Below are 24,143 nucleotides of genomic sequence, written 5' to 3' on the forward strand. Positions count from 1 at the left end.
ATTAAAACAGTGTTCTTTGGATGAACCAGTAGCTTCCCAACAGCGCAATCACCACCGAACACGCAGGCACCCAACGAGCGACGAATACCGGCCGTTGTCGCAAACTCCAAATCATCGGCAGAACAATCGCGGCAATAGAGATTTGTCCGAGTTCGACGCCAAGGTTGAACGAGAGCAATGGAATGACCGCGTGCGTGCCATGCAGACCGATGCCCAGGTCGCGGAGCACAGTGGCGAACCCAAGGCCGTGAACCAACCCAAAGCCGAAGGTGAGCAACCAGCGCTTATCAAGATTGTGGTGCCAGATATTTTCGATGCCCACGTAGACGATGGAAGCCGCGATCATCGGTTCCACGATCGCGGACGGCAAGGAAACGATGTTGAATGTCGCCAATGCCAGCGTGATGGAGTGGGCCACGGTGAATGAGGTGATTATTTTGGCGGCGGTGCGAAAGCTGCCACCGATCAGGAGAAGTCCGAACAGGAAAAGCAGGTGATCGTAGCCGGTCAGGATGTGTTCGACCCCGAGGAGCAGGAATTTGCGAAAGGTAAACTGTTCCGGGTTGGCTGTCAGAGTGACGACAACCGAGTTGTGCTGGCTATCCAATATTTTTTCCGCAAGTAGTTTTCCCCCGGCGTCGTGGAGGGTGAAATACTGGCGGTGGCCCCGCGCGAGTCTGTCGAAATCCGTTGCACGAATCTCCAATGGCATCCCAGGCGTGACTGGAAAAGTCAGATAGAAGTGAACGGCGTTGCTGTCGTCGGTCTCAATTTGCGCCTGCAGCGGAGGGACGATCCGCCCATTGACGCGAACTTCAAGCACAGTGGGCTTGGCGGCGGGATCAACATCTTTACGTGAAAAAGTGACGTGGGCGCGAAGCGTGCCACCGTCAAAATTCAGGTCGGCGGCACTGAGGCCCGGGTCGTGTGCGAAGACGGGCACAGCCGCTGCCAGCCACACGAGGAGCAACAGGGGCACGGCAAGCCGTGCCCCTGCGCCGTGATGTTTACGGATGGGTGTGGTTGCGTCCATTGTGCGGTGTGCTCTCGTACGGGAACACGCTGCTGTAGGTCACGTCATTCGAGATCACGCCATCGCCGGGTGGGAACGTGTTGACGACCGGCGGCGTGACCTTCAGGTCGCTCAACAGCGCGTCGATGGTGATGTCGACAGGATCATCTCCGAAACGACGGCCGTTGGGCCAGCCTCCGGGAATGAAGCCGCCGTTGCCGAACGGATCCTGAATATTACTCTTCAGGACGTCCCCGCCGAAAACGCCCAACCGCGAGAAGCCAGTGGACTCGTCGTTGCCTCCCGTGGTTGTCAACCGCGCCGCCGGCGTTGAAAGATCGACCTTGATGAGATCAGGGATGAAAATCCCGGCGATATCGGTTCGGCCGGTCGTGATCACCGGATCGGTGCCGCCGAGCAGGATCGCGTTGATCAACCCTGCCAGTTCCGGCGTGAGCGCGTACTTTTTGAACAAAGTCGCATCGTCGCTCGGGCTGGTGCGGCTGTAAAGGTCCTTGTCCGCGAGGGCAACGAGCCCTTCATTGAATAGCGGATTGCCCTGCCGCGCGACCTGCACCCAGTTGCCGGCAAGTTTGTCCTCTTTCTTGGTCGGGTTGTTGCTGAGGATCCGGATGCTTTGGCGGCTGGTTGTGGCATAGACCCCGACCACTTGCTGGTCGCCACCCAATTCGCTCACTGGAATCTCCAGCGCCATGAGGTGAATGTTGAATCCGCCTTGCGCGTCCTTGCCGGGGTTACGGAGGTTCAAAATGTCAAAGATCGACAGAACATCCGAATAGAATCCATCGTCCCTCTGGCCCGCGAAAGCAACATACCCGCCACTGAGATTGGTGACCGCCTCGGCTGTGTATCGATCCAGGCTGGCCGAATTCGTCACACCTTCTTTGGCCGGATTATTTCCGTCATCGCCCTGGTTGTAATATGGCGTGGCAATGCCCTCGTTGTTGGGCGGAACGATGCCTGTCCCGAGAACGGTGATGCCTTGCTTGCCCTTGATGCGGTGATCCACTTTCGTGACCGTATAGGTCTGAACCAGATTTTGATTCGCGTCACCGACGTGTTGAATAACACCCAGATAGGACTGCAGAATCGTGGCTGTATTCTTGAAAGTTGTGTTGAACCGGAACTGATAGCTGACAGTCGCGCGGCCCGCCGCGACGTCGCTACCGAGCGCGACGTGAATCTGATACAACACATTGTCATCGAAGTTGTACTTGTTCGGCCCGATGCCGGGCTCTTCAAACGGGTATACTCCCAGCGCAACGACGAGATGCTTCGGGCTATTCGTGTCGTCCTGATCCACGAACGCGTACACGTCGGTTGTATTGGCCGGTGGATCGAGCACGATCAAGGGCGCGTCCATATGGCTGGAGGCAAATACCGGACTGCTCGCCAGTGCCAGCGATACGATCGCGGCTCCCACGTGCAGTTTGTTAGTGAGTTTTCTCATTGTGCTTCTCCTTTATTTTGGTGTGTTGATTGGTTCTCAGTGAGTACGTAGCGCCGCGAGAATTGGTTCGCTTCTTTGCAACGCCGCCAACTGTTCCCGCTCCGACGGCAGCAACATGTGTTGCAGCGCGTTGGCCTTCGCGAGCCAGCGCGCCGCTTCGGCAACATCACCCGTTCTCTGCGCGATTACAGCGGCGTGGAAAAACAGCCGCGCATCCTGCGTCCCTGCCGCCAGGGCTTTCTGACTAAACCCGCGGGCCTTGTCAGCCTGACCGGCGGCCTGCAGCGCCCACGCAACCGCGTCGAGCGTGAAGACATCCGCGCGGGTATCCAATTCGTCTTCGGCGAGCCGCAGCGCCGTTGTCGTATCCTGACCGGCGGTGGCGAGGTAGAGCGCGTACGTTCGCGGATCATCAGCAGCGCCCCGCTGCCTGAGTTGCTCATCGACACGTTCCGCTTCATTCGTCGCGCGGCCCGCCTTTCGCAACACCTCCAGCAAGACCCAATGATATTCGGGCAGTGGATTTAGCTGGGCGGCTCGCGTAAGAGGCATCACGGCCTCCGCTGTTCTTTCCTGAGCGAGCATGAGACGTCCCCGGGCCAGCAGCGCCGGCGGGTAGTCGGGCTGCAGGGCAACAGCCTCTTCAATCAGTGAGGAGGATTTTTCGAATTTACCAGCCTGCAATTCGTACAGCGCCAAACGAACACGGAACCATGCGGCGGACTCAGGATCACCCGAGCCACTCGCGTCCACGGCCATTTGCATCGATTGAATCGCGCCCTCGAGATCACCCGTGAGCCACCGCATGTGCGCGGCGCGGCTATACGCCTGGGGCGTCGGCTTCTGGTCCATCATTTTCTGGTAGGCGTCGACGGCTTCGCCGAGTTTGCCCTGTTCCATCAGCACGTCACCGAGCAAACCGTAGTCGAAAGCCAGGCCCCGTTTGGCGACAAGTTCGCGCGCGAGCGCTTCCGAATCCTTGAAGCGATGTAGACTGTGCAGCACATGGCCGCGCAATAACATCGCTTCGAGGCTCTCCGGTTTCTTGCTTTCCATGCAAGCGGCGCATTGTTCCGCCAGTTTGTAATACCCGGGATCGAAGCTTTCACGCGCCTTGCCGACGAAAAGCCAGCCAACTCGTTCCAGGTAGGGAAGAGGATCGACGGATTCGCGCGCTTTCTGTTGCAACCGCGCAATTTCACGAGCGGCCTTGCTGTCGCCAACTTGCGGCGTCAAAGCCATGGCGCAGGGATCGGGCGGTTTGATTGAAGCGACGGAAGGATTGACGGACTTCCCGCAGCCGACAAATGCCGAGGATGCCAGCAGGAGTCCCACAGAAATGTATTTGATTTGGTTCGCCACGCTTTCTCCCGATTGCTTACATAAGACAATACGAATCTGGCAATCGGTTGGATTGGCGTGCGGACGAAATCGTGAATTATGGGAGATGCGTCGAGGAAGCGGTCAAACCTGTAGCCAATTCCCGCACCTTACGTAGATCCAACTTCCCGGTGCCGAGGTAGGGGAGGGCGTCGATGTGGAAGAATTGGTCGGGGCGCGGCTTCCAAAGGTTGGGGAGGTCGGAGGCGACGAGTTTTTCGAGGACGGGTAGGAGCTGGCTGTCGCCGAGAGTGTGCAGCACGACGAGGCGTTCGCCTTTCTTTTCGTCGGGCACGCTGGTGACGGCGAATGTTTGTTCGGTGACGCCCGCGAGTTCGTGGAGTTTCTCCTCGATTTTGATGTGCGGGACCATTTCGCCGCCGATTTTGCTGAATCGGGTGAGGCGATCCGTGATCATCAGAAAGCCGTCTTCGTCGAGCGTGGCGATGTCACCGGTGACATACCAGCCATCGCGGATGACTTCTGCTGTCTTCTCGGGTTTGCCGAGATAGCCTTTCATGACGTTCGGCCCGCGGATTAGCAGGAGGCCGGGTTGGCCGACGGGCAACGGTTGGAAGGTGTCAGGGTCGACGATGCGCACACTAATGGCAGGCAGCGGATGGCCAATCTTGCCGCGCTTGGCGCCAACCTGGCGGAAGCCGGCGGCGCGAAAGTCGCGCGTGTTCACGGTCACGGCCGGCGAACATTCGGTGAGGCCGTAGGCTTCGAGCGGACGAATACCGAATTTGTCCTCGAAGGCCTGCGCCACGCGGTCGGGCAGCTTCTCCGCGCCGGTCATCACGAATTGCAAGCTGCCGAAATCTTCCGGCTCGCAGCCGCGATTGTACATTTGCAAGAAGGTCGGCGTCGCGAGCAGGAACGTCACTTTGTACTGCCTCACCAGCGCGCCGATCACCTTGGCGTCGAGCGGGCTGACGTGGTACACCACGCCGACCCCGAGAACGGCGGGGACGACCAGTGTTCCGGTGAATCCAAACGAATGGAAGAACGGCAGAACGCCGAGCACGCGATCCTGTCCACCAAACGCGAACGTCTGCCCCATCTGCTCGGCGTTGGAGACGATGTTGTAGTGCGTGAGCATCACGCCCTTCGGATCGCCGGTGCTGCCGCTGGAGAAAATGATGGTGGCCAGGTCGTCGAGCGAACCCTTCCTTTCGCGACCGAGTGCGCGCTCCAACAAACGAAACGGCAAGAGCCACGTCATTAGGGCAGCCGTCAGCTTCTCGCTGAATCCTGGTTTGTCGGCGAGTTCTTCCAACAGGATGGTTTTGCCGGGTACGGTGAGTTTGAGCTTGCTGAGGAATTCTTTGGAAGTGACGACGGTTTGCAGGCCACATTGACGAGCGCAGGAGGCGATGACTTCGTCGTTGGCGGTGTAGTTGAGGTTCACGGGCACCTTGCCCATGAGCAACACGGCGTAATTCACGATCGCACCGGCCACGGACGGCGGCATAAGGATGCCGACCATTTCCTGTCCCGCCCACACGGGGCGCAGGCGTCGCGCGAGCAGGATCGTGCGGGTCAGCGCCGCACCGAAGGACAGTTTTGGAACACGCGCGTCGGCCATGAAGAAGCGGCGGGGATGGTGGCGCGCTTTGCGCACGAAAGCACACGGGACAGTCATCATCAGCTTCTTGCGATGTTGCCACGCCTCGGTGTTGAGTTCCTGCACGCGTTGGCGCACCTCGAACGGGGTCGCGGTGGGTGGCATCGGTTTGCCGAAGCTGACCGTCACGGGATATGGAATGTAGCGGGGCACTTTCCAGAGGAAGCGTTTCTTCTCGTAGCTGAAGATGCTGCCCCAGACGTGGTCGAGACAGATAGGGATGATTGGCGCATCCACGTCTTTCATGATGCGTTCGAAACCGCGGCGGAAGGGAAGCATTTGTCCGATGCGGGTGATTTGTCCCTCAGCGAAGATGCAGACGACCTCGCCGTTCTTGATGGCTTCACTCGCTTCCCGGAGGGACTTGATCATCTCGCGCGGGCGCAGTTGCGACGAGATGGAGATCGCCTTCATCGCCTTGGCGAACGGTTTAACCAACCAATGATCGTAGATGTCCTTGAACATGATCGCGCGGATCATGCGGTCGGTGGAACCGATCAGCAGCAGCGCGTCGACGAAGGAAACGTGATTGCAGACGAACAACGCGCCGCCGCGTTCGGGAATATTGTCGCGCCCTTCGACGCGCAGCCGATAGACCGAATGAGTGAATACCCACACGAACAGGCGCAAGAGTGAATCGGGCAATAACCAAACCACATACGCGGTGGCAATCAGCGTCATGATCGCGGTCACGATGAATACATGGTGGGGTGTGAAGTTAAGCTGCGAGATCAGCACCCAGTACACGCCCGCTGCGGCGAAGATGCCGACGAACGAGAGCAGATTGCTCGCGGCGAGCACGGCTCCCCGTTGTTCCTTGCTGGGACGGTGCTGCAGCAGCGCGGAGATCGGCACGATGAAAAAGCCGCCGAAGAACCCGAGCGCGCCGAGCAACGGCCAGAGGGAGTGGAACGTTTGATTGGGTCGACCCAACACGAAGCTGAAGACCGTCAAGCCCAGCGCGCCGAGCGGCACCAGGCCATACTCGATCTTGCCTCCGGACAAATAGCCTGCCGCGAAGCTGCCCACGCCGATGCCGAGCGCGAGCGCGACGACGAGCAGGCTCGTGCTTTTTTCCGCAAGATGCATGCGATCGCCGAGATCGAATACGCCTTGAAAGACGAGCTGGCCGACAAACGAGAAATAAATGTTACCGAGGCAGGCCAGCCACAACACACGATCTTGGCGCATGAGTTGGATCTGCGAGGCCAGATCGCCGAGAAAATTCCCGTTAAACTCCTGCGTTGGGGCCGCCGCGGGCACACGGGTGATGCCCAAACTCGTAACGAGTCCGACAACCGCGAGTATGATCAAGATGAACCCGATCCAGATCAGCTGCGATTTGAATGAATCGAAAAGAAACCCGCCCGCAGCCGCCCCGAGGATGATGGCGAGGAAGGTGCCCAGTTCGAGGATACCATTGCCCCATGACAATCGTTTCTCAGGCAAAAGTTCCGGCAGCGAACCGTACTTCGACGGCCCGAAGATGGCGCTGTGCGTGCCCATCAGGAAAATCGCGGTCATCCCCATCCAGAGATTGTTGAGGAGGAAGGCGGCGGTCGCAAAGGACATGATCGCGATCTCGAAAATTTTCACGCCGATGGTGACCGTACGTTTGCTGTAACGGTCGGCGAGGAAACCGCCCGCCATCGAAAAGAGGATGAAAGGCAGGGAGAATACGCCGGTCGCTATTGGCAGCAGCGATTTGTGCCAGAAAGGCGGCAGCGCAAGGCTCAACCCGAAAAACGTGACCACGGTCTTCAGCGCGTTGTCGCTAAACGCGCCCTGGAACTGCGTGACGATCAAACTCCAAAAACCGCGCCGCCAGGGTTGTTCGGGGGTGTTCGTGGTCACTGGACGCCGATGCTATCGACGTTCTGCGTGTGATTCAAGCCGCGAGCGTTTGGCTGCCCCGAAGCCTTGACGGCCTATTTCGGCTGTTCAAACGGTCGTAGTTCGAGGTTGCCGAGGTCGAGCGGCTCGTCGCTTCGTCCGCTGGGAAATTCCGGCACGGTGAAGTCGCGTTCCACGTGAGCGAGGGGATACGACACGACGGAGGTGCCATTGGTGCGTCGTTCGTCCAGCGTCATATCCAATTGGTACTGGCCCGAGGGTACATCCTCGACGCGGAAAGATCCGTCGGGACCGGGCAGAACGGCGTAGTATTGGATTTCCGGTTTGACTTGTCCCGCCTGCTGATAAGCCCGGCCTTCGTCGGAGTTGAGCCAGGCCTGGATCCAGGCCTGCCGTTCTCCGGTCGTCATCACGAGCCATCGATTGGGCATATTTGGCCGGGGAATTTTTGTGTGCACTTGGGGAGGATACTCACTCCAGTCAACCGGCCCGGCAAATCCGGGTGGCGCAAGAAGACGTCCGATGACGGCTTGTCCGGTGCCACCAATCGTCACGTGCACCGTTTGGCCTGGCTGGGGCTGGATGCGAAGGGTGTGAGTGAAGGCAAACGCATGCGTGCGCTCATTCAGGGGAATGCAGAGACTGACGGTCACTTTGTCAGCCGGGATGTAGTCCGCGACGAAATGGCCGGCGTTATCGGTTGTCGCATTTGCCTGTAACCATACCGGCGGCATTTCGTTTTTGAATTGTCCCATTGATTCGCGATCGAGTTGCACGCTCACTTTTCGCGCCGCCGCCGCCTGAGCACCGACAAACACGTCGCCCTCGACACGCGCCCATGGTGTAATAATCAAATCAGGCAAAGCGCCGTTTGGCTGAGAAACAGCCAGGGCATATCCTTGTTCGTGCACGATTACGACAGTATACCGATCTCGCAAGGGAGGGAATTTGAACCGGCCGTCTTCGCCAGTATGAACGGAAATATTTTGGGTTTGAGTCACCACATGCCCGTGGTCGAGGATGATATTATGGTTTGATGCCACCAGATACACATCAGCGCCCCCCAGTGGTCGATGATCGGGTGAGTAAACGACTCCTTCGATCGCCGGGGCATTGGTCAGTTTGAAATCGTATGTCAGATGCCCGTCTTTGGAATCGAACGGCGGAGAGATTTCCGGGATGTAACCCTCCGCTTCCACACGGATGACGTGTCGGCCCTCGGTCTCCACGGAGTACTCGTATTTCCCGCTTGAAAAGTTCCGGTGATTCTGCGGGTTCCAGGAAGGCTCGGGCGATCCGTCAAAGAGTTGACCGCCGGTGATTCCGAAGGAAGAGATCGGTTCGCCGGTCCGCGCGTCGGTGACCGACCCGCGGGCAATAAAGGGAGACTTGAGTGTCACGACGACGTTTTTCGCATCCGGGTATAGCTCGTAGCGATCGAGACGTTGATAACCTTCTTTGAAAAAACTCAACTGCACGTCGTCAGCGGGGGCGTTTGTCCATTCGTACAGGCCGTTTGTGTCGGTTGTTCCCTGCCACGCCAGAAGCTGATGGCCGTGCCAAAAGCCGGTGCCGATGGACACGCCGGCCAGCGCGTTGGTCTGCGTGTCGACGACGTGGCCGCGGATGATGTGGCCGGGTTCGAGGCGGAATTCGATCGACGATGTGTCCTGACCCGGCTCAATATTTTTTATGCCCGGCGCATAGCCGTCGGCTTGGACCGTGAGAAACATTTCGTTGTTTATGGCATTGTTGAGACGGAAAGCGCCCATTGCATCGGTCGTCGTTTTGACGAAGTTTATGTTGTACATGCTTTCACCAAGCCCGACCAATGCGCCCGCGATGGCGCGCCCTCGTTGATCCAGCACGACTCCCGTGACTGACTGCCCTTTCTTCATCACGAAGGTTGCCGTCATGTCCCGTAATTTGTTGTCGGGCGGAGTGGATCCATCAGAAGAGCCCGGGTAATAAGCTCGGTTGCCATAATCGGGATGCTTCAGGCGGATATGCATGGTCCTCAAGTTGCCCGGGGCTTGATCAAATCGCCACCGTCCCAGCCCGTCGGTCACCGTTTTTTTGAAACCTCCGGAATCGATGAAAAGTGTGTTTTCGCTGAGCACAGGGGGATTAAACGAAAGTCCGATCGACACACTGGCGATCGGTTGGCCCTGTTCATCCTGGACGATTCCGCCGATCGAGACAGCCGGCTCAAGGGCGAACGTGAATTCATTGGGCACTGGATCGGCATCTTTGTGCGTGTTCCAATTTGTGCGCAGTGGCACATAACCATCCTGGTGCGCCCAGACAGCAAGATAGAGCGGGTCTTTTTCGGGGAGGGGAACCTGATAGTGGCCGGTGGCGTCTGTTTTGCCGGTAATTTTGGCTTTCTGGTAACTGGCGCCAATCCTGACACCGGCCAGCGGCTGTTTGGACTTCGCTTCCACTACGAAGACATCGACGACGCGATTGGATGCTGCCGCGAATGCAGCCGGTGTGTTATTTGTTGGTTGTGTTGCCTGGGCGACGGTGTCGGGCGCCTGGATGGCTGCCACACTTGATTTGTTCGAATCCAACATGGCGTTAGGTTCACGCCACAAAGGGAGATGTGTCGTGAGAACGATGCCGGTCACTGAAATAGCAGCGATGCTGGCGACCAGCTTCAGTTTTGCCAAGCGCCACGCATGAAGAGTCTCGCGAGCCAGTTGCGGGATGGTGGCTGAAGCGGACAGACCCGCGGCGGCGGCTTTCATCACTCCAATCGCAAGATTCGCCGGTGCAGCCTGGACAGCTTGTTCGGCCAGGGCGACGGCCAGTGCCGCGCCGCCAAGGACCACCCCACGGCGCGCGATGGAACTACGCAGTTTCTCAACGGCGCGTGAGACGCGCTTTTTGGCGGCATCGTCGCTTAGGCCGAGTTGTTGTCCCACTTCGTGCAGTGGCTTCTTTTCATAGAATCGCAGCAGGATGGCGGCGCGGTCGGTCTCGGAGAGGGCGGCGACCGCCTGGTCGAGGTGCGGGGTGAGTTGACTCCAAAGGTTCTCGTTTTCGTCAGATGAAGTGGTAGAGCTCATGGCGACAGCAGTTTGTTCGCGGGCTTTGCGTCGATATTCCGTGCGCAGGGCGCGGGAGGCCACGAAACGAGTGGTGCGAAAGAGCCAGCCACTCAGGATCGTACCGGCGCGCAGCTTGCCGGCCTTGCGGGCCAGCAGGATAAACACAGCCTGGGCCACGTCTTCAGCCAGATGCGGATCGTGGGTCTGGCGGAAAGCGGCGGAATAGACCCAGTTCAGGTGACGGCGCACTAACTCGGCAAACGCCGCTTCCGAGCGGTTCTTTGTGTAGGCCTGAAGCAATTCCCAATCGCTCATCGCGTGTATTGTCCTCTACCAATAAATCCCCGCCAATGCCAAAAAGGGACAATGCTTTGGCTGGAATGTCCGGCGGATTTCGGGCAGAGTACGGCTGACCGAATTCGGGAGGTGCTCATGGACGAAGCGAAACGCGCGCGGCATTTTGCCAGTGACAACAATTCTGGAATCTGTCCGGAGGTGTGGGCGGCGCTGGAGGAGGCCAATGCGGGACACGTGACCGGTTATGGCGACGACCCATGGACGGAGAAGGCGAAGCAGTACGTCCGTGACCTTTTCGAGACGGACTGTGAGGTGTTCTTTGTCTTCAACGGCACGGCGGCCAACTCGCTGGCGGTCGCCAGCATGTGTGATTCCTACCATAGTGTCATTTCCTTTGATTACTCGCACGTGATGACCGACGAATGCAATGCGCCGGGGTTTTTTGCGCCGGGTGTGAAGATGCATCCGGTAAGTGGCGAGAACGGCAAGATCCAACCCGATGCCATCGACCGCGCGGCGCGATCGCGACGCGATGTGCACGCGTCGATGCCGCGCGTGGTGAGCCTCACGCAAGCGACGGAACTCGGCACGGTGTACACAACCGACGAGCTGGCCGGGATTTCGAAGACGGCGCGCGATCTCGGTCTTTACGTGCACATGGACGGCGCACGGTTCGCGAACGCCGTGGCGAGTTTGGGTGTGAAACCGCGCGAGATTTCATGGGAGCTGGGTGTGGACGTTCTCTGCCTCGGCGGGACGAAGAATGGCGGAGCGGTGGGCGATGCCGTGGTGTTCTTCAACGAGAATCTCCCGCAGAACTTTCTCTACCGCTGCAAGCAAGCGGGCCAGCTCGCCTCGAAGATGCGCTTTCTCGCGGCGCAATGGATCGGTTTGCTGGAGGATGGCGCGTGGTTGCGGAACGCGCAAAACGCCAACCGCATTGCCATGCTGCTGGAAAATCAACTGCGCGGGCTGCCCGGCGTTCGCATCCTTTATCCACGCCAGGCGAACGCGGTATTTGTGGACATGCCGCGACGGGTGTTCGACGGCCTGCACGAGCGCGGCTGGCATTTCTACACGGACGTCGGCCCGCACGGGGCGCGCTTGATGTGCTCGTGGGATTCGACGGCGGAAGACGTGGAAGCGTTCGTGCGCGACGTGGTCGATTTGTCGAAGTAAGAAAATCATGAGTCTGCTCACGCAACGGAAGTCGGTCCGCGTCCTCTTCGACGAGTACCACAGCGAAAGCTGGTCGATCTCCGAGGCGCGGGCGCGCGAGATGCAGCCCGAGTATCCGCACAATTCATCGTATCAAATCGCTGCCGACGCCCTCGCTGTGAGCGATTTCACAGTCCACCGCAACCTCGATAAACCATTACGGCGCGACGTGCTCAAGGGGGCAGACGTGTTGGTGCTCCTGCATCCGTGCGACCCGAAATGGGAGCGCACCACCTCGACGAATTCGCCGCGATTATCGGACGAGGAGATTACCGATATTCGGGAATTTGTCCGCGCGGGCGGCGGCTTGCTCGTTGTTTCCGAGTACGAGCACGACAAGTACGGCGACAATCTCAACAACCTGCTCGCGCCATGCGGGCTGCACATCGAGAATACGACCGTATTGGACACAGCGGCGAATGTCCATAATAACCCAGCCTGGTTCTTTGCCGAGCCGGTGGAGGAGGACACGCCACTTGCGCATTTCGTCGAGCGCGCCTGCTTCTACCAGGCGGGCACGTGCACCGCTTCGGGAATTGCGCGCATTGCCTGGCGCACGGGCGCGACCGCAGTGCCGCGACACGCAGGCGTGATTGGCACGGCGGAATTCGGTGACGGGCGCATGGTCGTGGTGACGGATTCGCTGCTTTTTGGCGATAACCACATTCGCGAGTTTGATCACCAGCAACTGTGGCGCAACGTCATGTATTGGTGTTCCGCGCCGACGTTTGCGAGCAGTGTCGCGCCGGCCACGCCATCCGTCGCCGCGAAGTCGGGCGCATGGTCGTCATTGAAGGGAGCGGTCAATGCGCTGCGCATGCTGCAGGAGCCAGACGGGAGTGTTACGTTCGAGAAGCATGACGAAGCGCGGCATCTGGCGCAGGCGGCGGCGGGCGCGGTGCAAGCATTGACGCCATCGTTCCCGCATGAGGCGGACTACCTCAATCAGGTGTTGCTTGATCTCGACGCGTGGGTCGATGGGGGATTCAAGAAACCGGATTTCGCAAAGTCGCTGGCGTTGTTCAATCCGCAGTCGCAGCGGCGCGACGGGATCGAGCATCTGTGGGTGATGCCGATGTACACGCCAAACGCGTCGTCGGACTGGCGTTTCGAGGCGATGATTTATCGCGTGCCGTGGCCCGACTGGCTCGCGGAACTGGAGCGGACGCAATATCAGAACGGGAAGATCGTGCCCGGTCATTTTGTTGATTTTACGGAGGGTTACAACAGTGAGTGCGCCGTGCTGTTTCCCGAGACGGTGTCGGTGGCGGGGAAGGGGACGAACAATTTCGCGACAATCTTTTGCGACCGCGAAGCGAAGAGGTATCAGCGCGTTGTGACCCGGGCGGCGCGCCTCACGCGGCTTGAAATGCACCCGCAGTTGGAATGTTTCTTCAATTCGCTTCCACTCATCATGGACACCTACGCGTTGTGGGACCTGATCCACGACAAATCGCACAGCGTCGGCGAACTGCCGTTCGATCCCTTTATGATCCGCCAGCGCGCGCCGTTTTGGATGTATGGTTTGGAGGAATTACGTGTGGACTTGCGCGCCTTTTGCGAAGCGACACGGCTCGCGCGGGAAGGTTTCCTGTTCGCGCACTACGTGACCTACGCGGTGCTCTTCGACCGCGTCTTTCGCTTCCCGATCACAGGCACGCGTGTTCGCAATTACGATGCCCTAGGGGGACAGCTTTTGTTCGCCTACCTGCACCAACATGACATTCTCATCTGGCATGACAACCATCTTGCGGTCCGCTGGGACAAGCTTTACGAAGGCATCGACGGCCTGCGCCAGGAACTGTTGGCGCTCTACAAATTCGGGTCTGACGCCTCGAAGATGAGTTTCTGGCTCGCCGCGCACGATTTGGTTTCCCGCTACGTCCCGCCCAACGTCGCCTCGAAATGGAAGAAGGACTCGCGCGCGATCACGGATGAGAGCGACCCCAAGAAATGGATCGACCTGGTCCACCCCGACGAATTCCCCCTCGGCAATTTCCACGCGAATCTGCAGAAGAAGATGGCCAGTGTGTAGTAGAGATAAGTTGGGACTCGATGTATTCCGTCACCAAAACGTAACCATTTGAACTTGGTTTTGTAACGGGTGGATGTGAGCCTTTCTACCAGTGTCGGGCGAGAGGTATTGTCCTTTGGATTCTACTCCCTATGGACTGGCTGATCATTTGGACGGTACTGATTTCGGTGATGGCCCTGCTGGGCTGGTTGGCCTGCAGCTACTTTTGGAGGTATTACGCCATTTTCAAGCATTTGGTTTGGGGTTGCCTGGTATTGCTGGTTGGATTCTTGAGTTACGGCTATGGGGTTGACCGGGGAGCGTGGGTAGTTCGCGATGCCTATCATGGGACGCGAGAAGTCAAAGCAGATGGTTCGTCGAGCGGTGTCAACCTCTCCAACGACTCTTCGACGACCCAAGAGAATGCCAAAATGCCATTCTTCTACGATACCATCGTAGCCGGTTTTCTGATGTACTGCGTTCTCATGCTCCTGGTGGGTGGACAGATCGTCAACAACTCCGCAAGGAAAGCCGCCCCGAGGGCCGTCGAGCGGGAAGGCCTGTTTGATGGCGACAGCCCCACATTGAATCGTTGAGTCGGTGTCGGGGCGCAGTGACCATGCCCGCAATCCTATGATTACTTGATCCACCCTGACGAATTCCCGCTGGGAGACTTCCACGCGAAGTTGCAGGAGAAAAATGGCGAGCACGTAGACCGAATCGCAAAGCGCAATATCGCTGCCGATCAAGTTATATATCGTTAAACGATAATTTGTCTGGACGCAGGGTGGTGGAATGGGTATAGTTGGCCCGGTTCTTTGACAGCCTACTTCGCGAGGACGCCCGTGCCACTGCGGGGGTCCGCCTTCGCCAAGGCTACGGCGCAACTTGAAAAACACACAAATTACGAAACGAACCCCCCAGTTAACATATGGATTTGCAATGGGTTAGCTCGATGGGGGTCAAATTTCGGCCGGTTCGATCCGGGCGTTCGGCTCCGCTTCGTTAGTGTTCCACACTTGGCAGGTGGTCGTCACGGTGCCGTCACCTTGATTTGGCAGGTTATGAGCAAGGAGGCGGGGAAGGGGACATGAACTACGTGAACCAAGTGTGCGAGGTCGGGATGATGAGATTTACGTTGCGAGAGGACAATGAGCCGGAGTTCCTGGGACGCGCCGCCGAGGAGATCCTTCAACTGCCGAGCGTATTGCGTGTCCGTACAAATCCCGCGTGGCAGGAAATTGAGATTACGTTCAAGCAGCCGGCTGAGGGGTTGTTGCGGCAGGTGAACAATGCGCTGCGGTCGGTCGGGACAGAGATGACGGCGTCGAAGGTGCGTTAGTGCGTCGTGTGTTTTGGGTCACTTCAAGTCGGGGTTCTGTTTGATGAACTCGCAGAGCTTCTCCTTGAGTGCGGGCGGCATGGGCTCCTCGGGCAGGCCGTGGTGATGCGTGATCACGATGGTGCTTCGGTAGCTATTCACGTAGTCGAGACAGGGAGGGCAATTTCCGATGTGCTTCTCCAATTTGCGATGAGTCTCGGGAGTGAGTTCGCCCTCGACGAATTCGAAGAGCAGCTTCTTTGTCTTCGAGCAGGCGCTCGGGCGAAGGAGGCACTTCAAGTGATCCAGGAAATGTTTCATGCTCATGACTTCTTTATGTCCTGACCTTTCAGGTACGGCAGCAATGCTTCACGGAGCGCCAAGCGTGCCCGATGCAGGCGGCTTTTTAGTGCCGCTTCGCTCAAGCCGGTTTCCTGCATGACCTCCGCCATCGGTAATTCCTCCACGTCGCGCAGGAGCACGGCCACGCGGTAGGGCTCCGGCAGTTGGTCGATCGCGGTACGTACTTGCTCACCGAGTTCGCCGGTCATGACCACTTTGTCGGGGAGCGGTTTCTTATCGCTCAACTGCAACGCGGGCAAAGGAGCGTCGTCATCGTCGGACCCGACGGCGTCGAGGGAGATGTCGTTTTCATGCCGCTTCTTCTTGCGCAAGGCCATCAGCCCCGCGTTGGCGGTGACCCGATAGATCCAGGAGGTGAAGGCGGATTTGCCCTCGAACGAGGCGATCTTGTTCCAGATGGAAACGAGGGCATCCTGCATGACTTCACGCGCGTCGGACTCATTGCGCATGAACTGCAGGGCGACGCCGTACATCTTCGCGCCGTGGACCTGGACGAGCTCCTCCAAAGCAGACCGGTCACGCTGCTTGAGGCGAGCGACCAACTGAACATCATCGATTTGGGCGTCCGTTTTTGACATGAGCATGGGCACGACAATACTGCAACAGCTTTTGATGCACTATAACACGCGCAGTTTCAAGCCTGATAAGCGTCCGCCATTCCTAAAACTCGTGGCGGATAAATTCTTCCAGTTTCGTGCGCACGGTCGGCGGAATCTCCACCTGGTTGCAGCAGAACCGGCGCGTGACGTCGATGGTTTGCCGATAGGTATGCAGAAACTCTATGCAAGGTGGGCAATCGCGAAAATGTTTGTCGAGCCGGCGTTTTGCTTCCGGGTCGATAGTCCCCTGGACATATTCGAACAGCAACCGTTCGACATCGCCGCATCCAGATCCAAACAACTTCTTTAGAAAATTCACCCAGAGATTTAGATGCGGCGGTATCCAAGGGCGATTCGCATGGAGCAAGAGTTGCGAATGGATGTATAGTCGAGGGAATGACGAGGTCTTTGCATTGTGGATTAGTCGTCGCCGGAGTGGCGGCTGTGGTATCTTGCGTTGTCATGGCTGGCGACACCACATCACGCAAACCGAATCGTTTGATCCACGAGAAGAGCCCGTATCTGTTGCAGCACGCCTACAATCCCGTGGATTGGTATCCGTGGGGGGAAGAGGCATTCGCGAGGGCGCGCAAGGAGAACAGGCCGATCTTTTTGTCCATCGGCTACTCGACGTGCCACTGGTGCCATGTCATGGAGCGCGAGTCGTTTGAGAATGAGGGCATCGCCGCGGTGATGAACCAATACTTTATCTGCATCAAGGTAGACCGCGAAGAACGGCCGGATATTGACAAGGTTTACATGACGGCGGTGCAGGCCACGACAGGCAGCGGTGGCTGGCCGATGAGTGTGTGGCTGACGCCGGAGCTGAAACCGTTTTTCTGTGGGACCTATTTTCCGCCGGACTCGCGCTACGGTCGTCCCGGCTTCAAGGATTTGCTTCAGCGCGTGCACGACGTGTGGGAAGGGAACCACACCGGGGTGCTGGCCCAGGCGAGCCAAATCATGGAAACCATCAACCGGTATGCGAGCGTCGGCGAGGGCAACTCCTCGAACCGTCCGCTTGATGAAGTACCGCTCAGCCTGGGGTTCGATCAGTTCCGCACCTCGTACGACGCGGTGCATGGCGGGTTCAGCATGGCGCCGAAGTTCCCGCGCCCGGTTGCCTTGAATTTTCTTTTCCGCTACCAGGCGCGGACGAATGAAGCTGCGGCGGGCGAGATGGCGTTGCACACCTTGCGGGCGATGGGCGAGGGCGGGTTGTTCGATCAACTTGGCGGCGGCTTCCATCGCTACAGCGTCGATCAAAAATGGCTGGTGTCACATTTTGAAAAGATGCTCTACGACCAGGCGCAACTCATTTCCAGCTACATCGACGCGTATCGGATCACGCGCGATCCGTTTTATGCAGACATTGCTCGACGCACGTGTGATTACGTGTTGCGTGACATGACGAGCCCCGAAGGCGGGTTTTATTCGGCGGAGGACGCTGACAGCGAGGGAGTGGAAGGCAAATTCTACGTCTGGACGCGCGACGAGATCGACAAGATCATCGGCGACAAGGACAAGGCGGACATTTTCTGCCGCTACTACGGCGTTGAGCGTGAGGGGAATTGGGAACACAGCAACAATGTGCTGCACGTTGCGCTCACGCCGGAGGAAACCGCCAAGTTATTTCACAAGTCAGGGAAGGAAATCACAGCGATCCTGGACGAAGGGCGGGCGAAACTATTTGCGGCCCGTGAAAAACGGGTGCGGCCGCATCGTGACGAGAAGATCCTGACAGCGTGGAACGGGTTGATGATCTCCGCGTTCGCGCGGGCCGCGCAAGCGCTCGATGAACCCAAATACCGCGTCGCCGCAGAGAAAGCGGCGCAGTACATTCTTGCCAGTCGACTCAAGGACAGCAAGCTGACACGCACGGCGACGGTGTCGGCGATGGTCGAAGATTATGCGTTCTTCGCCAACGGTCTGGTGGATCTTTATGAAGCGGACTTCGATCCGCTGTGGTTGCGGAAGGCCACGGAACTTGCGGACGCCATGCTGGCGCGGTTTTACGATGCGAAGGAGGGTGGGTTTTTCCAGACAGATGGACGTGACCCAAGTGTCATCGTTCGCTCCAAGGAGGACTACGACGGTGCCGAGCCCAGCGGCAATTCGATGGCGACACTGCTCCTGCTACGGCTCGCGCAGTTTACCGACCGGGCCGACTATCGCAACGCCGCGGAAAAGACGCTGCAGCTTTTTGGCGGTCATCTGACGAAAGCACCACAAGTTGTGCCGCAGATGCTTTGCGCGCTGGATTTTTATCTCAGTAAGCCGAAGCAGATTGTTATCGCGGGCAAGGCTGACGCTGCCGACACGCGGGCGATGCTGCGCGCGCTCCACGACCGCTATCTGCCGAACGCCATCGTGGTTCTTGCCGACAGTGGTGAATCGCAGAAGGCACTGGTGAGATTTCTGCCGTTTCTAGAAACGATCAAACCGATGGACGGCAAAGCCACCGCGTATGTGTGTGTCAATTACGCCTGCCAGTTGCCCACAAGCGATTTGAGCAAGATGCTGGCGCTGCTACAGACCATGCATCCACAGAACGAACCAGACGCAGGCAAACATCAGCGGTAGTAACAGGGGCGCGACGAGTCCAAATGAGCGGACCGGCGCGGCGGTCATGATTGGTGGCAAGCCGTCTTCTTCCGGACCAAAGCGCGAACGATAGCTGTTACGCAATCGGCGCATGGTCACCACTGCTGCCAGGATGCTGATATAGATGAGAACGCACGTCAACGTTGCCACGATTGGGATCAACTGGAACAACCTCTGCAGTTGTTCCCCAAAGTGCAGGCAGGCCGGCTGCGCCGGCTGTGACATCAGGCCGTTCGACACGATGGCGTAGGCGGTGAAGAGAAATGATTGCGACGCGACCAGCCACGAGAGTCGCTGCACGATCAAGTTGTCCTCGTGCTCGATGCGCTCGCGGACAAGGTTGTAATACTCCAACGCCGAGAGTGGGGTGTTCATCGTGGGCGCATTCATGGCCACGACCTTTACACGGATTTTGGGTTGTGCGCCAGCCTAAGCTGACCAATGCGTTGAGTGCGGAACTGCTTGCCGGGCGGCGGGCGCGTCGCTAGGATGCGCGCATGTTTCGCGCGGCAGACTTCTTCGATCTGAAGCAGTGTTCTTTTCCGGAATTGTTTGACGGCGACGAACACGTGTGGGACGCGCTGAAGAGACTCCCAGATTTTATCAAGCAACACCTCAAGCCCGCACAATTGTGCACAACCATCGGCACACCGTACGTCGCCGACGATGTGTTCATCGGCAAGGGAACGGTCGTTGAGCACGGCGCGGTAATCAAGGGGCCCGCGATCATCGGCGAGAACTGTCAGATTCGCTCCAGCGCGTACATCCGCGGCGACGTCATCGTGGGCAATGATTGCGTGCTCGGGAACGCGTCCGAATTCAAAAACTGCATGCTCTTCAACGGCGTGCAGGTTCCCCATTTCAGCTACGTTGGTGATTCCATCCTGGGTTTCAAGGCCCACCTTGGTGCCGGTGTGATTCTGTCGAACGCCAAGTCGATGAAAGGCAATGTCATGGTGAAGTATGGCAACGACATCGACACGGGCTTGCGCAAGTTCGGGGCGATCATCGGTGACGGCTGCGACATCGGTTGCAACTGCGTGTTGAATCCCGGCTCGATCATCGGGCGCAACACGGTGCTCTATCCGAACATTCTTTGGCGTGGCGTTTGTCCGGCCGACAGCATTGTCAAGTTGCGGCAGCAGCTCGAGATCATCGTGCGGCGGAAATGAACCGTGTGCTGTTGATGTTGTTGACGGTCGCGTCAACCGCCGTCGCGCAGACACACTTCCCCACGCAATCGCCTGCGCTTCTCCCTCAAAAGACTGAGGGCGGCATTCTTTTTCGCTGCTACGCGCCCGAGGCGCACATCGTGTATCTGGCGGGCGACTTTAACGGCTGGGCAAGCAATGTAGACGGCCGCATCACCAACGTTGCATTTGCGATGACCGGGCCCGGCACCAACGGCGTCTGGCGCAAAACCGTGAAGCTCAATGCGGGCGTCTATCATTTCAAATTCAACGCAAACGGCGAGGGGAGCGGGTGGTTTGCACCCGACTCGATTGACGAACGCGACGGTGACCAGAACGCCATCCTCCACATTAACGCCGCTGGCGAGGTCCTCATTGCCAGTGGGCGCAACCCGAAGTGGAAACCGCAATACACTTCTCACGGCGTACTGCTGGCGTGCTATGCGCCCAAGGCCCATCTGGTTTATCTCGCGGGTGATTTTAATGACTGGGGCCACAATCGCGACGGTCTCGTTTTTGATCCGCGGTTCGTCATGCACGGCCCGGATGGCGACGGTGTGTGGCGTTCGGAAGTCGAGTTGAAGCCGGGTAGACATCTCTACCAGTTTGTCATCGACGGCGACCATTGGATTGCTGATCCAAACGGCGACGAGACTGACAAGGATGGCCATTCCGTGGTGGAGGTGAGATGATGGAGCCGCGTTTCACTTTCCTCCGGGTAACAGTCCTGGCACTGACTTTCGTCGGTTGTACGCGGACTGTCGGACGGCAGGTCGAAGCGGCGACCGAGCCGCCAGTTACGCCGCACGTTGTGCGCTTTATCTACGCGAACCCCTCTCATAGTTATCCTCTCGCAAGCACCAATAATGTTGTTACAGCAGTTGTCGAATTCAATGCCACTGTGCTGCCTCGGAAATTAGCAGATGATGAGGCGCTTTGGGGTTTCGGAGAACGCTTCGATGCGCTGAACATGCGTGGGCGCATGACGGAAACCTGGATCGCTGACGCGTGGGGTGGGGGAAATCGGTCATACATCTGCGCGCCGTTTCTGATCAGCAGCAAGGGCTATGGGCTATTCGTGAATTGCTCAGGCAAAGTGCGATTTGATTGTGGCGCGACCGTCACGAATGAACTGCGCATTGAGGTTCCCGAATCGGGATTGGATGTATTCGAGTTCAAAGGCACACCGCGCGAGATTCTGGCGGCGTACACGAAACTTGTGGGCCGGCCGCGGCCGGTGCCGGATTGGGTGTTTGAGCCGTGGATTTCGCGCAACTCCTACGTCTCGGAGTACGAAATCGATCGTGTGATCGACAAGATGAAAGCGCACGGGCTCAGGGCGGGCGCGGTGGTGCTGGAAGCGTGGGCGGAAGGTTTGCAGAATTTTCGGTTCGAACAGGGGCGATATCCGAACCCAAAGGCATGGATCGAGAAACTGCTCGGGCGTGGCTATCACGTCGTCTGCTGGGAGACACCGAGCATCTGGGATAGCGCAAGCACCTACTCGGAAGCCAGTACGAACGGCTATCTCGTCTTGAAACCTGACGGCAGCGAACTGCGGGTGGACTGGCTGGAGAATGCGGTGAAGATCGATTTCCGCAAAGAAGCGGCGCGGTTGTGGTGGCAGAAGTTGCACGAGCCGCTGATTGCAATGGGTGTGGACGGTTTCAAAACTGACGGTGGCGAACGGATGCCTGACCCGTGGTTCCATAATCTGCATCCGTTTTATTATCAGCGGGCCGTGCTGGATGCGTTCCAGGATCTCGGCAAGGTGGGAGTGACGTTTGCGCGATCCGGCACGCCGCCCTGCGCTGGTGACTCAACCTTCTGGGGAGGAGACCAATCTTCGTCGTGGGATGATTTCCCGCGCGTGGTGCGGGCAGGACTCAGCGCCGCATTGTCCGGTTATCCGTATTGGGGGCACGACATTGGCGGCTACGCGGGCACGCCGACGAAGGACCTCTACATACGATGGCTGGAACTCGGCGCATTCAGCCCGATCATGCAACTACACGGCGCGACGCCGCGCGAGCCGTGGTATTACGACGACGAGACGGTAGCCATCGCGAAATATTATTTCGACCTGCGCTGGGCGTTGCGCGATTACCTCCTTGCCGCCGCGAAACTTGCGCGAGAAGAGGGTGTTCCGATATGGAGACCGCTCTTGTATGAGTTCCCGAATGATCCCGCGACGTACAACATTGATGACGAATTCTTTCTGGGCGGCGACCTGCTCGTTGCTCCCATGTTGACGGAATCTGGTGAGCGGACCGTGTACCTCCCCAAAGGGGAATGGGTGAATACATGGACGAAGGAGAAATTCACGGGACCCAAGACCTTTACAGTACGACCGAGACTCGCGGAGATTCCCATCTTCATTCGCGCGGAACGCGCGGCTGACTTCGAGAAGATTTTCCCACCACTGCCGACCGACCAACGAGGCAATGCGTTTCTTGAGCTTATGGGCGCGACAAACGAGCGCGGTATTGTGCCGACAAGACGGCTGATTCGCGGACAAAAATATGAGAAAGTATTTATCACCGTGCACAATCGGGAGGCAACGGAAACCAGCGGCGAAGTAAGTGTGGAGCTACCGAACGGATTCACGGCGCTACCAGCCCCGACACAGAAGTTCATGGCGCCTGCGCGTGGTGAAGCCAGGCTGGCGTTTTACGTGAATGTGCCGGTCGATTTGGCAGCGGGAAGTTACCCCATTTCTGTTAGTTGGATTCCCGACGGTCCATTTGCTGGAGAAACAATGGGACTTGCGCTGCAATTCATCAAGTCCCCAGTGGGTTGGCACGTGCTTGGGCCGTTTGACGGCAGTGTGGGAGTGAAGTTTGCCGGTGAATTGCCGGCAGATCGCACCAAGGAATACATAGGCGCGGGCGGTCGTCATGTGAGATGGCGAGCCGTTGGCGATGATTGTGTGCGGGACGATGGGTACGTGGATTTCGAGAGGGCGCTGGGCAAAGAGAACAATGGCGCGACATCATTCGGCGCGACGACGTTCCAAGCGAGCCGGGCTGGCAAAGCACGATTGTATGTGGGCAGCGGCGATGCGCTGACGATTTGGTTGAATGGAAAACAGGTGTTCGACAAGCAGGTGCATCGCCGCGCGGAGCCTGACGAAGATACGGTGGACGTGGAGCTGCGCGAGGGAGAAAACTCGGTACTGGTGAAAATCAGTCGTGGGATTGGTCCGAACGGGCTTTACTTCCGCGTGGCGGCGGGTTCTTCGTAAGGCGGCAGGTGTTTCTTGCGCCAGGCGTCGGGACTGACGTGATGGTGCGTCTTGAAGACGCGACAGAAATCGCTGCTGCTGGAAAATCCACACTGCTCGGCGATGGCATCAAGTTTAAGGTTCGAGAGCGACAGCAATCCCATCGCGCGTTCGAGACGCAGACGTGTAAACGCGGCCTGGGGGCTTTCTCGCCGCGCTTGCCAGAAAAGGCGGCGCAAGTGCCGGACGGAGACGTTGACGGCCTGAGCAGTTTGTTCAAGCTTTGGTTGCTCGATCATGTGTTCGCCGTACCACGAGAGACAGGCCTGGACCTTCTGGAATGGGTGATCAACGTCGCCGGCATCTGCGGCAGATGGGACGTCGGCCAGCGCGATCAGGGAAAGTTCGATCAGCGCCTTCTCAAAGAACATCAGACTCTTCTCGGTCACGCTGCCATAGGGCGGACGCAATTCCATTTCGATCTCGGCGACCCGACGGACTTGAGCGGGTGACAGCGCGCAATCCAAGAAACCGCGTTCGCGGGCGACTTTCTCAAGCAACGGCGGGACTTTGCCGAAGTGGAAGACGACAATCTTGCAGCGGTTCGGCCCGTCACCTTTCCAACCATGCGCGGTTTCCGGTGGGAAGATCCAGAGACGATGCTGTTGGAGGACGGCCGGGCCGGTTTCGCTGAGCAATGCGCCACACTTCCCCCGGAGTACGGCAAAGAACTCCCAATTGTCCCGCTGATGGATGTACATGGGGTACACCCCGAAGCGCCGGATGCCGGCAACCATATGACGCAACATGGGTCTGATTCTGCCGCAAATGGCCGAATTTGTAAAGCACCTGACCGCGATGACGGTTCGACAATAGGCGGGATTCAGGCTAGTTTACACCTTGTCTGGCGGGTAGAA

General features: G+C 58.2%; 18 protein-coding genes. 9 read left to right on the plus strand and 9 right to left on the minus strand.

Annotation, left to right across the window (positions count from 1 at the left end; all coding sequences use genetic code 11):
- Nucleotide 1 precedes the first annotated feature (1 nt).
- From VNL17_01155 to VNL17_01175, 5 genes are all read right to left on the minus strand, one after another.
- Complete coding sequence (locus VNL17_01155; protein ID HXI82677.1) at nt 2-1,033, minus strand: HupE/UreJ family protein; 1,032 nt, start codon at nt 1,031-1,033, stop codon at nt 2-4.
- Nucleotides 1,008-2,483 (minus strand): DUF4331 domain-containing protein, encoded by a 1,476-nt coding sequence (locus VNL17_01160; protein HXI82678.1) that lies wholly within the window; start codon nt 2,481-2,483, stop codon nt 1,008-1,010. Before VNL17_01160 ends, VNL17_01155 begins: the two co-directional genes overlap by 26 nt.
- Nucleotides 2,484-2,519: 36 nt before the next feature.
- Entirely contained in the window at nt 2,520-3,845 is a 1,326-nt protein-coding gene (locus VNL17_01165; protein HXI82679.1) for a tetratricopeptide repeat protein, read from the minus strand.
- Nucleotides 3,846-3,921: 76 nt separating this feature from the next.
- Nucleotides 3,922-7,344: an acyl-[ACP]--phospholipid O-acyltransferase gene (locus tag VNL17_01170; protein HXI82680.1), complete on the minus strand. Its 3,423-nt coding sequence runs from the start codon at nt 7,342-7,344 to the stop codon at nt 3,922-3,924.
- Between the two features lie 74 nt (nt 7,345-7,418).
- Nucleotides 7,419-10,712, minus strand: a complete 3,294-nt coding sequence (locus tag VNL17_01175; GenBank protein HXI82681.1) for a sigma-70 family RNA polymerase sigma factor — start codon at nt 10,710-10,712, stop codon at nt 7,419-7,421.
- Between the two features lie 117 nt (nt 10,713-10,829).
- On the opposite strand from VNL17_01175, the gene VNL17_01180 reads away from it, so the two are divergent.
- The 4 genes from VNL17_01180 (at nt 10,830) to VNL17_01195 (ending at nt 15,268) form a co-directional block, all read left to right on the plus strand.
- A complete protein-coding gene (locus VNL17_01180) occupies nt 10,830-11,873 on the plus strand; it encodes a low specificity L-threonine aldolase (protein ID HXI82682.1) in 1,044 nt (347 codons plus the stop codon).
- 7 nt (nt 11,874-11,880) lie between these two features.
- Nucleotides 11,881-13,947 carry a DUF6421 family protein gene (locus VNL17_01185; GenBank protein HXI82683.1) on the plus strand — a complete coding sequence of 689 codons (2,067 nt, stop codon included), beginning with the start codon at nt 11,881-11,883 and terminating at the stop codon, nt 13,945-13,947.
- A gap of 131 nt (nt 13,948-14,078) precedes the next feature.
- Nucleotides 14,079-14,522, plus strand: coding sequence for a hypothetical protein (locus VNL17_01190; GenBank protein HXI82684.1), 444 nt, complete (start codon nt 14,079-14,081; stop codon nt 14,520-14,522).
- Between the two features lie 494 nt (nt 14,523-15,016).
- On the plus strand, nt 15,017-15,268 hold the full coding sequence (locus VNL17_01195; GenBank protein HXI82685.1) for a hypothetical protein: 252 nt from the start codon (nt 15,017-15,019) through the stop codon (nt 15,266-15,268).
- 18 nt (nt 15,269-15,286) lie between these two features.
- Here VNL17_01195 and VNL17_01200 read toward each other — a convergent pair whose 3' ends face one another.
- Both VNL17_01200 and VNL17_01205 read right to left on the minus strand, forming a co-directional pair.
- A complete protein-coding gene (locus VNL17_01200) occupies nt 15,287-15,574 on the minus strand; it encodes an anti-sigma factor (GenBank protein ID HXI82686.1) in 288 nt (95 codons plus the stop codon).
- Nucleotides 15,571-16,194, minus strand: coding sequence for a sigma-70 family RNA polymerase sigma factor (locus VNL17_01205; GenBank protein HXI82687.1), 624 nt, complete (start codon nt 16,192-16,194; stop codon nt 15,571-15,573). Before VNL17_01205 ends, VNL17_01200 begins: the two co-directional genes overlap by 4 nt.
- Between VNL17_01205 and VNL17_01210 the strand changes: the two genes are divergently transcribed.
- A complete protein-coding gene (locus VNL17_01210; GenBank protein ID HXI82688.1) occupies nt 16,187-16,519 on the plus strand; it encodes a hypothetical protein in 333 nt (110 codons plus the stop codon). The two genes, VNL17_01205 and VNL17_01210, sit on opposite strands and share 8 nt — an antisense overlap.
- A gap of 152 nt (nt 16,520-16,671) precedes the next feature.
- Nucleotides 16,672-18,792, plus strand: a complete 2,121-nt coding sequence (locus VNL17_01215) for a thioredoxin domain-containing protein (GenBank protein ID HXI82689.1) — start codon at nt 16,672-16,674, stop codon at nt 18,790-18,792.
- Here the strand turns inward: VNL17_01215 and VNL17_01220 are convergent.
- Nucleotides 18,739-19,203: a hypothetical protein gene (locus tag VNL17_01220; GenBank protein HXI82690.1), complete on the minus strand. Its 465-nt coding sequence runs from the start codon at nt 19,201-19,203 to the stop codon at nt 18,739-18,741. The genes VNL17_01215 and VNL17_01220 overlap by 54 nt on opposite strands.
- A gap of 107 nt (nt 19,204-19,310) precedes the next feature.
- On the opposite strand from VNL17_01220, the gene VNL17_01225 reads away from it, so the two are divergent.
- From VNL17_01225 to VNL17_01235, 3 genes are read left to right on the plus strand one after another with little or no spacing between them, the layout of a single operon-like run.
- Nucleotides 19,311-19,985 carry a DapH/DapD/GlmU-related protein gene (locus tag VNL17_01225; GenBank protein HXI82691.1) on the plus strand — a complete coding sequence of 225 codons (675 nt, stop codon included), beginning with the start codon at nt 19,311-19,313 and terminating at the stop codon, nt 19,983-19,985.
- Complete coding sequence (locus VNL17_01230; GenBank protein ID HXI82692.1) at nt 19,982-20,695, plus strand: glycogen-binding domain-containing protein; 714 nt, start codon at nt 19,982-19,984, stop codon at nt 20,693-20,695. The genes VNL17_01225 and VNL17_01230 overlap by 4 nt, the downstream gene beginning before the upstream one ends.
- On the plus strand, nt 20,692-23,247 hold the full coding sequence (locus VNL17_01235) for a TIM-barrel domain-containing protein (protein HXI82693.1): 2,556 nt from the start codon (nt 20,692-20,694) through the stop codon (nt 23,245-23,247). The genes VNL17_01230 and VNL17_01235 overlap by 4 nt, the downstream gene beginning before the upstream one ends.
- On the opposite strand, the gene VNL17_01240 is transcribed toward VNL17_01235, so the two are convergent.
- On the minus strand, nt 23,217-24,035 hold the full coding sequence (locus VNL17_01240; GenBank protein ID HXI82694.1) for a helix-turn-helix transcriptional regulator: 819 nt from the start codon (nt 24,033-24,035) through the stop codon (nt 23,217-23,219). The genes VNL17_01235 and VNL17_01240 overlap by 31 nt on opposite strands.
- Nucleotides 24,036-24,143: the final 108 nt, after the last annotated feature.

It is taken from the genome of Verrucomicrobiia bacterium (assembly GCA_035577545.1).
In the GTDB taxonomy this organism is placed as follows: domain Bacteria; phylum Verrucomicrobiota; class Verrucomicrobiia; order Palsa-1439; family Palsa-1439; genus Palsa-1439.

Coding starts and splice junctions, on each gene's coding strand:
- VNL17_01230 (HXI82692.1), top strand. CDS start 19,982: ATGAACCGTGTGCTGTTGATGTTGTTGACGGTCGCGTCAACCGCCGTC.
- VNL17_01220 (HXI82690.1), bottom strand. CDS start 19,203: ATGAATGCGCCCACGATGAACACCCCACTCTCGGCGTTGGAGTATTAC.
- VNL17_01235 (HXI82693.1), top strand. CDS start 20,692: ATGATGGAGCCGCGTTTCACTTTCCTCCGGGTAACAGTCCTGGCACTG.
- VNL17_01225 (HXI82691.1), top strand. CDS start 19,311: ATGTTTCGCGCGGCAGACTTCTTCGATCTGAAGCAGTGTTCTTTTCCG.
- VNL17_01185 (HXI82683.1), top strand. CDS start 11,881: ATGAGTCTGCTCACGCAACGGAAGTCGGTCCGCGTCCTCTTCGACGAG.
- VNL17_01200 (HXI82686.1), bottom strand. CDS start 15,574: ATGAGCATGAAACATTTCCTGGATCACTTGAAGTGCCTCCTTCGCCCG.
- VNL17_01195 (HXI82685.1), top strand. CDS start 15,017: ATGAACTACGTGAACCAAGTGTGCGAGGTCGGGATGATGAGATTTACG.
- VNL17_01215 (HXI82689.1), top strand. CDS start 16,672: ATGGCTGGCGACACCACATCACGCAAACCGAATCGTTTGATCCACGAG.
- VNL17_01180 (HXI82682.1), top strand. CDS start 10,830: ATGGACGAAGCGAAACGCGCGCGGCATTTTGCCAGTGACAACAATTCT.
- VNL17_01205 (HXI82687.1), bottom strand. CDS start 16,194: ATGCTCATGTCAAAAACGGACGCCCAAATCGATGATGTTCAGTTGGTC.
- VNL17_01160 (HXI82678.1), bottom strand. CDS start 2,483: ATGAGAAAACTCACTAACAAACTGCACGTGGGAGCCGCGATCGTATCG.
- VNL17_01210 (HXI82688.1), top strand. CDS start 16,187: ATGAGCATGGGCACGACAATACTGCAACAGCTTTTGATGCACTATAAC.
- VNL17_01175 (HXI82681.1), bottom strand. CDS start 10,712: ATGAGCGATTGGGAATTGCTTCAGGCCTACACAAAGAACCGCTCGGAA.
- VNL17_01240 (HXI82694.1), bottom strand. CDS start 24,035: ATGTTGCGTCATATGGTTGCCGGCATCCGGCGCTTCGGGGTGTACCCC.
- VNL17_01190 (HXI82684.1), top strand. CDS start 14,079: ATGGACTGGCTGATCATTTGGACGGTACTGATTTCGGTGATGGCCCTG.
- VNL17_01155 (HXI82677.1), bottom strand. CDS start 1,033: ATGGACGCAACCACACCCATCCGTAAACATCACGGCGCAGGGGCACGG.